Raw genomic sequence first — 9,847 nt, 5'->3', positions numbered from 1 at the left:
CCTGGGACGTGCTACCTCAATGGCCAGGGCGTTGGCCAGGACCGTGACCAGGCCCGCTACTGGCTGGAGCGCGCCCACGGTGAAGGCCATGCCGGGGCCGCTGCCAGCCTGGGCCGAATGTACATGGATGACGGCAATACATCGGCCGGTATCGACTATCTGGAAGCAGCGGTCGCCAGAGGGCACGGCGGCGCCCGGGTCGATCTGGGCGAGGCGTACCTGCTCGGGGATCACGTCGAGCAGGATGTAGAGAGAGGCCTCGAGTATCTGACCAATGCGGCCAATGCGGGCAACCCCCATGCCGCGCACCTGCTGGGCCAGGCCTACCTGAGTGGAGAGGGGGTCGAGCAGAACGGCGAAGAAGCCCAGCGCTGGCTGGAGCAGGCAAGCGATGGCGGCAGCCTGGCTGCCCGCGCCAGCCTGGGTCGTGCCTTGTTACGCGGCGAAGGTGCCATCGACCAGAACGTCGAGCGTGGCTATGAACTGCTTGATCAAGCCGCCGAGCAGGGTGATCGCGGAGCCTTGGCCACGCTGGGCCGCGAATACCTTCGCGGCGACATCCTGGAACAGGACCGACAGAAAGGTGCCGACTACCTGTTTGAAGCAGCCAGCGCAGGCCACTCCAGTGCGCGCCTGGCCCTTGCCGAGGCTTACCTCTCCTCTCGCGGCCTCCAGCATGCCAATCGTGAACAGGCACTGCTATGGCTGGATGATGTCTTCGAGAGCGAGGGCCAACTCGCCGCAGAGACCCTGCGCCAGTTGCTGACCGACGATAGTGCAGCTGATGCGGCGGGCCAGGTGGATGTCAGCGCCGTGGATTGAGGCTCTATCGAGAACATCATCGGGCCGGCTTGATGCCGACCCGATGAATTCTGTGACATGGTTTCTCTCTATCACAGCTTCTCGGGGTATCGATGCCTGACTCACATGCCAAGACCTTCCGTGTCTTGGCGCAGATTCTGGGTATGGCAGTATTGATCAACGTGGCATTGCCGGCCTTGGCGAAGTCGCCCGGCCCTGGTCGTGACACTGCCTTCACCTTGGCGGCCTGCTCCGAGCGCTATTCCCTGGTCGCCAACCCTCGCCCCCTGCGGCAGCAGGAAACTGCAAAGGAGTCGATCCGCGAGGCATTCGGATCCACACGGGATTGGGGGACGGAGAATAACGTCACGCTTCTCACTCGCAGTGCCACCGGACTCGGCGAAACCGGCTTTCGTGTCCTCTACCCCGAAGGCAGCTCCTCACCCAGCGATGCCGATCAGGATGGCGTCCAACGCGGCGGCCTGGGTTTCTATACCCGGGAAACGGCGCTGGAGGACAGCAACCGCGCCTGTCTACACTATAAAGTGCGCTTCGAACCGGCATTCGACTTCGTCAAGGGAGGCAAGCTGCCCGGTCTCTACGGCGGCGATGCACCCAGCGGAGGTGACGAAGTCGATGGGGAGAACGGCTTCTCGATGCGGCTCATGTGGCGCGAAGAGGGGCAGGGCGAACTCTACCCTTACGTCATGGACCGGGAGGGCGAATCGATGGGCCGTGGTGCCTGGACCTTTCCCAGGGGCCGCTGGATCAGCGTCGAACAGGAGGTGATTCTCAATACGCCCGGAGAAGACAATGGCATCGCCCGCGTATGGATCGATGGCAGGCTGGTGCTCCAACAAGAGGGTCTCGTCTACCGGGCATCGGAGAGTGTCTCCATAGACGGACTGATGTTTTCCACGTTCTTCGGAGGCACCGGCAGAGGATGGCGAACGCCTCGAGACCAGAGCGTCGATTTCGCCGCCTTCCGACTCTACGCACCCAAATCCTTACCATGAAGCTGGCCATCGCCAGCAGTAGCGATATCAATGCAGGAGGCCGATAGCGCTATGTTGGAACCAACAAATGATTGTCGCGCACGTTTCACCACCCTTCCTTGGCTGACAGGCTCGCTCGCCGGCCTGGCCTTGTCGATGAGTGGCATTTCCATGGTCCAGGCACTGACCCTCGAAGAGCGTCAACAGTTGGACCTCTCCCCCTACACCGTCACGGACCCGAACGCCTCCTACTTCGATATCGAGGAGCGTATCGCACTGCTGCGGGAGACCCAGAACAGCCTACTGCTGCAGCACAGGGAGGAGCTGGCGAACTATGCTCCCAGCTGTCGGCAGCGTCTGGAGATACCCACCATTACGGAGCGAATGCGGATACCCGGCTTCTACCCCACCCCCGAGGCCTGGGAACTGGCCACGGAGCCACTCTTCAAGTTCGAGGACACCGTATCCGAGCTGGCCGGTGCCTATGTCGCCAGCGGCAACACCTACTATGCCGAGTGTCTGGTGCGCTTCCTCGACCAGTGGGCCCAGGATGACGCGCTGCTCGAGTTCCATTATCACTGGTCTCAGCCCCAGGCCTGGTTTTCGCTGGAGTCGATGATCTTCGCCGCCGGCATGGCCTATTCTGTGGTACGCCCCACGATCGAAGGCCTCGAGGAGAAACGTGAACGCGTCGAGGACTGGCTCAACCGCCTGGCAAGCGTGCATATGGCGATTGAAGGCGCCGAAAGTAGCTGTTGTAACAACCACTTCTACCGGCGCGCCCTCTATGCCGCCATGGTCGGCGTGCTGACCGAAGATGACGACATGTTCCGCTTCGGCGTCAGCGCCATCTACTCGGCGCTTCACGACATGACCGAGCGTGGTGCCTTTCCGCTGGAAATGGAGCGTGGACGACGCGCCACCCACTATCAGAACTATGCCCTGCTCTATCTGGTTCCGATCATGGAGATCGTCCATCGCCAAGGCTACGATATTTATGAAATGGAAATCGATGGCGGCACCATACACGATGCAGTCGATTTCGGGATGGATATACTCGAGGATCCCAGCGAGCTCGGGGATCTGGCACCGGCTGAACAGTTCACCGACTTTCTCAAGGACGATCAGTATTTTGCCTGGATGGAAATCTATCGTGCGCGCTTCGGCGAATCGCGCTTCGACGACTTCCTGCGCTCCATGCGGCCTATCTACAATCGCAGTGCCGGTGGCTACCTGACCTTCTACTTCATGGATCCCGATGCCCAGGAACACATCGTGTACCATGAAGATGAGCGTCAATCGAGGGCTTTCGAAGGGATATTGAACTGAGTCCCAAAATGCAACAAGCCGGCGCAGGCCGGCTTGTTGCTTCTGTTTCCACTGCGCGTTCGACAGGGCCGTTCCAGAGGCGATTCCTGGAGGCTATCCCTCTTAGCTATCGAACGGATTGCGCAGCACGATGGTCTCGTTGCGATCCGGCCCGGTAGAGATGATGTCGATGGAAGTGCCCACCTTCTCCTCCAGGAAGCTGATATAAGAGCGTGCATTGGCCGGCAGCTCTTCCACCCGCTTGATCCCGAGGGTCGATTCACTCCAGCCCGGCAGGTCCTCGTAGAGCGGCTCGAGGGCTTCGTAGCCTTCGGAATCCACCGGCGTGTCGAGCACCTCGCCGTCCTTGCCACGATAGCCGACGCAAACCCGGATATTTTCCAGGCCATCCAGTACATCCAGCTTGGTCAGGCAGATGCCGGAGACCGAGTTGATCTGCACGGCATGACGCAGGGCGACGGCATCGAACCAGCCGCAGCGACGCGGCCGCCCGGTGGTGGCCCCGAACTCGTGCCCTCGCTCGGCCAGGTGACGGCCATGCTCGTCGAAGAGTTCCGTGGGAAAGGGGCCGGAGCCGACACGGGTGGTGTAGGCCTTGGTGATGCCCAGCACGTAATCGAGGTAGAGCGGCCCCACGCCGGATCCGGTGGCGGTGCCGCCGGCAGTGGTATTGGAGCTGGTGACGAAGGGATAGGTACCGTGATCGATATCGAGCAATGAGCCCTGCGCGCCTTCGAAAAGGATGTTCTCCCCGGCTCGGCGCAGCTCATGCACCAGGCCCACGGTGTCGCAGACCATGGGGCGCAGCTCCTCGACCATGATCATGGCTTCGTCGAGCACCTGCTGGAAATCCACCGCCTGTTCGCCGTGATAGTTCACCAGCACGAAGTTGTGGTAGTCCAGGACCTCGCCCAGCTTGGAGGCAAAGCGCTCGCGATGGAGCATGTCCCCGAGGCGCAGGCCGCGACGGGCCACCTTGTCCTCGTAGGCGGGGCCGATGCCGCGACCGGTGGTACCGATCTTGGCGACGCCGCGCGCCTTCTCCCGGGCCAGGTCGAGGCGCACATGGTAGGGCAGGATCAGCGGGCAAGCGGGAGAAAGGCGCAGCCGTTCGCGTACCGGGACCCCTTTCGCCTCGAGCTCACGGATCTCCTTGATCAGCGCTTCCGGCGACAGCACTACCCCGTTGCCGATGACGCAGGTCTTGTCCTTGCGCAGGATACCGGATGGGATAAGGTGGAGAACGGTCTTCTCTCCATCGATGACCAGGGTATGGCCCGCATTGTGCCCCCCCTGGAAACGTACCACTGCAGAAGCAGATTCGGTCAGCAGGTCGACGACCTTGCCCTTACCCTCGTCTCCCCACTGCGTGCCCAGTACGACTACGTTCTTGCCCATTGTGATCTCGTCTCTCGTGTCGGCGCCCTCACCGGGGCGCGTCCATGATCCGGCCCGCGGGCCGCGTTCGGTGACCGGCCCGCTTTGCCGGTGTGGTCAAGCCTAAAGTGCCACTATCTGCCAGTGACCATCGCAGTAATCCAGCCGACGACTGCAGCGATGTGCCTCGGGAGCGGTAGCCTGGCCCGGCAAGGCCTGAACCACTCGCTCGCCTTGCTCACGCAGTGCCGCGATGGCTTCGGCAACGCCTTCTCCCTGGGCCGGCGCCAGATGCCATCGCAGGCCGGCTCGCTCTGGACCAGGCTGGCCAGCAGCTTGAGATCCATGGAAAAGCCGGTCGCCGGTCGCGCACGGCCGAAGGCCCTTCCGGTGTCATCATAGCGCCCGCCCTTGGCCAGCGCCTGGCCATARCCGGGCACGAAAGCCGCGAACATCATACCGGTGTGATAACGGTAGCCCCGCAGCTCGGCAAGGTCGAAATAGAGTTCGACGTCAGGATGGGCATCCAGCACCCCCTGGTACAGCGCGCGCAACTGAGCCAGCGCCTCCGTTACCGCAACCGGTGCGCCGGCAAAACGATCACGCGCCTCATCCAGCACCTCAGAGCCGCCGTGCAGCTCGCCCAGCGCCATGAACATGGCCGCCAGTGCCGGATCCGACACGCTGGCACCGACCTGCTCCGACAGTGCGCCGGGGGACTTCAGCTCGAGTGCTTCGAACAACGCCCTTTCCTGATCACGATCGAGTTCCGCCGCCTCGACCAGGCTCCGGTAGATGCCGATATGCCCCAGGGCCAGGTGCAGCTCCTCGGCGCCCGCCAGCTTGAGGCTGGTCAACGCCAGCAGCAGAATCTCCAGGTCGGCTTCCAGGCCCGCATGACCAAACAGCTCGACACCCACCTGCACCGGGCTGCGGCCACCCTGATGCTGGTCGGCCTTGGCGCGCAGCACGTTGGTGCAGTAACAGAGCCTGGCCGGCCCCTGGTGGCGCATCGAGTGGGCATCCATCCGTGCCACCTGGGGCGTCACGTCGGCACTGACCCCCATCATCCGGCCGGTCAACTGGTCGGTCAGCTTGAAGGTCTGCAGATCGAGGTCGGTGCCCGTACCGGTCAGCAGGGAGTCGAGAAACTCCACCGGTGGTGGCATTACCTGATCGTAACCCCAGCAGTGGTAGAGATCGAGCAGCGACCGGCGCAGCTCTTCCATGCGGCTCGCCTGAGGCGGCAGCACTTCGTCCATGCCGTCGGGCAGCAGCCAGCGGTCAGCAATGGTCATGTTGTCAATCCTGCAAGACGGTTGGGAGCGGGGCGAAAAGCGTTGCGTTACCAAAGAATGCCCACAAAAAAACCGGGCCACGCCCGGTTCAAGGATTCTATCACGTTTGACGGCGGGTTGAACCCCGCCGGGAGTCGGATGAGAGGCTCATGGCGGCGGCGAGGCGGAGCCTGCACCTCGCCGCTCGAACATCAGTCCCTCGGGTCAGGAAACGGCGACTTGAGATAACGGAAGAAGTCGCTGGAGGGATCCAGCACCAGCATATCCTGATCGCCATCGAAGCTATCCCGATAGGCGTTGAGGCTGCGCCAGAAGGAGAAGAACTCCTGATCCTGGCCATACGCCTCGGAGAAGATACCCGCTGCTTCGGCATCGCCTTCACCGCGAAGCGTTTCGGCACGCTCGGTGGCCTGCGCCAGAAGCACCTGGCGGCGGCGATCGGCGTTGGCACGAATACGCTCGGCCTCTTCCTGACCCTGGGCGCGCCATTCGCGGGCCTCCCGCTCACGTTCGGAACGCATGCGGTCATACACCGCCGCCGATACGTCTTCCGGCAGGTCGATCCGCTTGACCCGAATGTCGAGTATCGAGACCCCGAGCTCTTCGCGCATCAGCGTGTCGAGATCCTCGGTGGGCCGGATCATCAGGTCGTCGCGACGCTCGGCGATGATCTGCTGCAGATCCAGGCGACCAAACTCATTACGCAAGCTCTCGTCGACCCGGGGCTGAATCAGACGGATCGCCATCAGCTCATCGCCGGCGGTCGCCTCGTAGTAACGCGTCGGTTGATCACCTGCCACTTGACGAAGGAGTCGACAATCACCGCCTTCTGCTCGAGGGTCAGGTAGCGGCTGGTATCGGTATCCAGCGTCAGCACCCGGGTATCGAACTTGCGTATGGTCTGGGTGATCGGCACCTTGAAGTGCAGGCCCGGCTGGATGTTCTCCTCGATGACCTCACCGAAGCGCAGCTTGACGGCACGCTCGGTCTCGTCGACCACGTAGAGAGTGTTGCTGGCCAGCCAGGCAGCTGCAGCCAGGGTACCCACGATAATCAGTGAACGATTATTGATCATTTAGCGGCCCTCCCTGCGGATACCACTGTTGCTGCCACCGCCCTGCGAGGAGGAGGTGGTACGGAGCCGCTCAAGGACGCGCGGATCCAGCTCGCCGCTCTCGCCACGGGCACCGTCGCCCTCTCCCTCGCCGCTGCGGGTGCCGCCGGGACGCTGGTCCAGGGGCAGATACATCAACGGTGTTTCGTCGCTGACGTCGATCAGCACCTTCGGCGTCTTGCCGAACACATCAGCGATAGCATCCAGATAGAGGCGCTCACGCATGATGTCCGGCGCATTGCGGTACTGGACCAGCAGTGCATTGAAGCGGTTGGCCTGACCTTGGGCCTCGGCAACCACCGACTCACGATAACCCTGCCCCTGCTCGACCAGGCGCTGTGCCTGACCCTGAGCGGCCGGAATGATGGCGTTGGCGTAAGCCATGCCCTCGTTGATGGTCCGCTGACGATCCTCGCGGGCCCTGATCACGTCATCGAAGGCGTCAATGACCGGTCCCGGCGCCGAAGTCGACTCGATGTTGATGGTCTGCAGCCGGATCCCGGTACCGTAGCTGTCCAGGTAGGACTGCAGGCGGCTGGCAACGGAGCTACCGAGAATTTCACGCCCGGAGGTCAGGATCTCGATCATGTCGGTGCCACCGACCACGTGACGCAGCGCGGAGTCCAGCGCATTCTCGATCGACAGCTGAGGGTTGCGCACGTTGAGCACGAAGTCACGCGGGTTGTTGACCTGGTACTGGGCCGAGATCTCGACCTCGACGATATTCTCGTCACGGGTCAGCATCGCCTGGGACTGAGTCAGCGAACGAACCCGGGTCACGTTGACCATGCGTACATCATCGATCAAGGGCGGATTCCAGTGCAGGCCGGGGGTGACCACGTCCTGGAACTTGCCGAAGCGCAGCACCACGCCACGCTCTGCCTGGTCGACCAGGTAGAAGCCCGAGGCCCCCCAGATCGCCAGGGCAATGACGAGCAGCAGGCCGGGCAACGCCAAGATGTTGCGCGGCTTGCCGCTGCCTCCCTTGCCGCCCTTGCCACCGCCGCCCTTGCCGCCGCGGCCGCCCAGCATGCTGTTGAGCTTGTCCTGAAATTTCTTCAGGGCTTCATCAAGGTCGGGTGGACCCTGGTTGCCCCCACGGTTTCCGCCGCCGCCGTTACCGCCGCCGCGTCGGCCCCCTCCGCTCCAGGGGTCGTTCTGGTTGCCACCGCCACCAGGCTCATTCCAAGCCATATGTCGTCTCCACTCTGCGTTGGCTCCCCGCCACCATCGATTAGGTGGTGGGGGAGTCGGTTGCCATCCTGTCATCGGCGCCTAGCTAGGCGCCTGGCTATTCTGTTATGGGGAAGCCGGTCCATCTGGCCAGACAGCCTATGCTATCTGCCCTCCCATACCGGACGTTCACACAGTTCGGGGGGAAGGTAATCCTCGGCCCGCTCATCCAGCCGTGACATCAGTTGCAGGAAGTCGCGCCGGGGAAGTCGCACTTTGAGTTCCACTCTGCCATCCGGTTCCTCGAAATGCTCTTCCCTGACTGCGTCGAGCTCATGCAAGCCCGCCCGCAGACGCCCCTGTTCCGGAGAAAGGGTCAGGGAAAAGTCGATCACATCGACGGCGAGGCACTCCGAAAGCGCCTCCTCCAGCAGTTCGAGCCCCCGCCCCTCCTGAGCCGATAGCCAGACCACTTCGGGTCGGCCCTGGCCGTCACGCTCGATTCGCGGAGCGCTGTCGAGCAGATCGATCTTGTTCATTACCTTGAGCATCGGTACGTCCAGAGCACCGATCTCGTTCAGCACACCCTCAACCTCGCCGATATTGCGCTCGCGATCGGGATCCGCCGCATCAATGACATGCACCAGCAACGCGGCTTCGGCTGCCTCTTGAAGGGTGGCCTGAAACGCCTCCACCAGCTTATGCGGCAAGTGCCGGATGAAACCGACGGTATCGGCCAGTACCACAGGGCCCACATCGCCGATTTCCAGGCGTCTCAGCGTCGGGTCGAGGGTAGCGAAGAGCTGGTCGGCCGTATAGACCTTCGATTCAGTCAACGCATTGAACAGCGTCGACTTGCCGGCGTTGGTGTAACCGACCAGCGAAACACTGGGGATCTCGGCCCTGGCCCGGGCACGTCGATTCTGGGCGCGCTGACTGCGCACCTTGTCGAGCCGCTTGTGGATCGCCTTGATGCGCGCCCTCAGCAGGCGACGGTCAGTCTCCAGCTGGGTCTCGCCCGGCCCACGCAGGCCGATCCCACCTTTCTGTCGCTCAAGGTGAGTCCAGCCGCGCACCAGCCGTGTCGACATGTACTCCAGTTGCGCCAGCTCCACCTGAAGCTTGCCTTCATGGGTACGTGCCCGCTGAGCAAAGATATCGAGGATGAGCCCCGTGCGATCCAGCACACGACACTTGAGCACCTGCTCGAGGTTGCGCTCCTGCGAAGGACTCAGGGCATGGTTGAAGATCACCAGTTCCGCGCCATGCACACGCAGCGTTTCACGCAGCTCTTCGACCTTTCCGCTACCGATGAAGGTACGCGAATCAGGACGATGCCGACTGCCACTCAGCAGCGTGGCCGGCTCGGCACCAGCAGAGCGCACCAGTTCCAGAAATTCACCCGGATCTTCGCGCTCGCGCTCATCCTGAAAGTCCACATGAACCAGTACTGCCGTTTCGCCGGCATCGGGACGTTCAAAAAACAATCAATATCCTCACTCGTTGCTTTCCGGCTGAGCCGCTGGATCCTGCGGCGGCAGACGCACATTGCGCGATGGCACCACGGTGGAAATGGCATGCTTGTATACCATCTGGCTGACGGTATTTCGCAGCAGTATGACGAACTGATCGAATGACTCGATCTGTCCCTGCAGCTTGATGCCGTTGACCAGGAAAATCGACACCGGAATGCGCTCCTTGCGCAGGATATTCAGGTACGGGTCTTGAAGGGATTGCCCTTTGGACATGCTACCTCTCCC

The 9,847-nt window shown here is 62.4% G+C and carries 7 protein-coding genes and 2 pseudogenes; 3 read left to right on the top strand and 6 right to left on the bottom strand.

Features of this window, described 5'->3' with window-relative positions:
* The 3 genes from Q427_RS23555 to Q427_RS23545 all read left to right on the top strand — a co-directional run.
* A partial coding sequence (locus Q427_RS23555; RefSeq protein ID WP_043517699.1) for a tetratricopeptide repeat protein occupies window positions 1-822 on the top strand: 822 nt, incomplete at its 5' end.
* Between the two features lie 92 nt (window positions 823-914).
* Window positions 915-1,817 carry a polysaccharide lyase gene (locus Q427_RS23550; protein WP_051496643.1) on the top strand — a complete coding sequence of 301 codons (903 nt, stop codon included), beginning with the start codon at window positions 915-917 and terminating at the stop codon, window positions 1,815-1,817.
* Between the two features lie 51 nt (window positions 1,818-1,868).
* Window positions 1,869-3,125: an alginate lyase family protein gene (locus Q427_RS23545; RefSeq protein ID WP_043517698.1), complete on the top strand. Its 1,257-nt coding sequence runs from the start codon at window positions 1,869-1,871 to the stop codon at window positions 3,123-3,125.
* Window positions 3,126-3,227: 102 nt separating this feature from the next.
* On the opposite strand, the gene Q427_RS23540 is transcribed toward Q427_RS23545, so the two are convergent.
* From Q427_RS23540 to hfq, 6 genes and pseudogenes are all read right to left on the bottom strand, one after another.
* Window positions 3,228-4,523: an adenylosuccinate synthase gene (locus Q427_RS23540; protein ID WP_043517696.1), complete on the bottom strand. Its 1,296-nt coding sequence runs from the start codon at window positions 4,521-4,523 to the stop codon at window positions 3,228-3,230.
* A gap of 102 nt (window positions 4,524-4,625) precedes the next feature.
* Window positions 4,626-5,800 (bottom strand): annotated as a pseudogene (locus tag Q427_RS23535) (ATP phosphoribosyltransferase regulatory subunit).
* 191 nt (window positions 5,801-5,991) lie between these two features.
* Window positions 5,992-6,875: pseudogene (hflC, locus tag Q427_RS23530) on the bottom strand (protease modulator HflC).
* Complete coding sequence (hflK, locus tag Q427_RS23525) at window positions 6,876-8,108, bottom strand: FtsH protease activity modulator HflK (protein WP_043517694.1); 1,233 nt, start codon at window positions 8,106-8,108, stop codon at window positions 6,876-6,878.
* Window positions 8,109-8,251: 143 nt separating this feature from the next.
* A complete protein-coding gene (gene hflX, locus Q427_RS23520; protein WP_043517693.1) occupies window positions 8,252-9,574 on the bottom strand; it encodes a ribosome rescue GTPase HflX in 1,323 nt (440 codons plus the stop codon).
* 9 nt (window positions 9,575-9,583) lie between these two features.
* Complete coding sequence (gene hfq, locus Q427_RS23515; protein WP_043517691.1) at window positions 9,584-9,835, bottom strand: RNA chaperone Hfq; 252 nt, start codon at window positions 9,833-9,835, stop codon at window positions 9,584-9,586.
* Window positions 9,836-9,847 lie beyond the last annotated feature (12 nt).

The sequence above is a fragment of the Halomonas sp. BC04 genome, assembly GCF_000568385.1.
The sequence above is the reverse complement of the archived record's forward strand: the minus strand, read 5'-3'. Positions and strand labels throughout refer to the sequence as shown.

What these genes read in the sequence shown, in the direction of transcription:
- Q427_RS23550 (WP_051496643.1), top strand. Translation starts at nt 915, where the DNA reads ATGCCTGACTCACATGCCAAGACCTTCCGTGTCTTGGCGCAGATTCTG.
- Q427_RS23545 (WP_043517698.1), top strand. Translation starts at nt 1,869, where the DNA reads ATGTTGGAACCAACAAATGATTGTCGCGCACGTTTCACCACCCTTCCT.
- Q427_RS23540 (WP_043517696.1), bottom strand. Translation starts at nt 4,523, where the DNA reads ATGGGCAAGAACGTAGTCGTACTGGGCACGCAGTGGGGAGACGAGGGT.
- hflK (WP_043517694.1), bottom strand. Translation starts at nt 8,108, where the DNA reads ATGGCTTGGAATGAGCCTGGTGGCGGTGGCAACCAGAACGACCCCTGG.
- hfq (WP_043517691.1), bottom strand. Translation starts at nt 9,835, where the DNA reads ATGTCCAAAGGGCAATCCCTTCAAGACCCGTACCTGAATATCCTGCGC.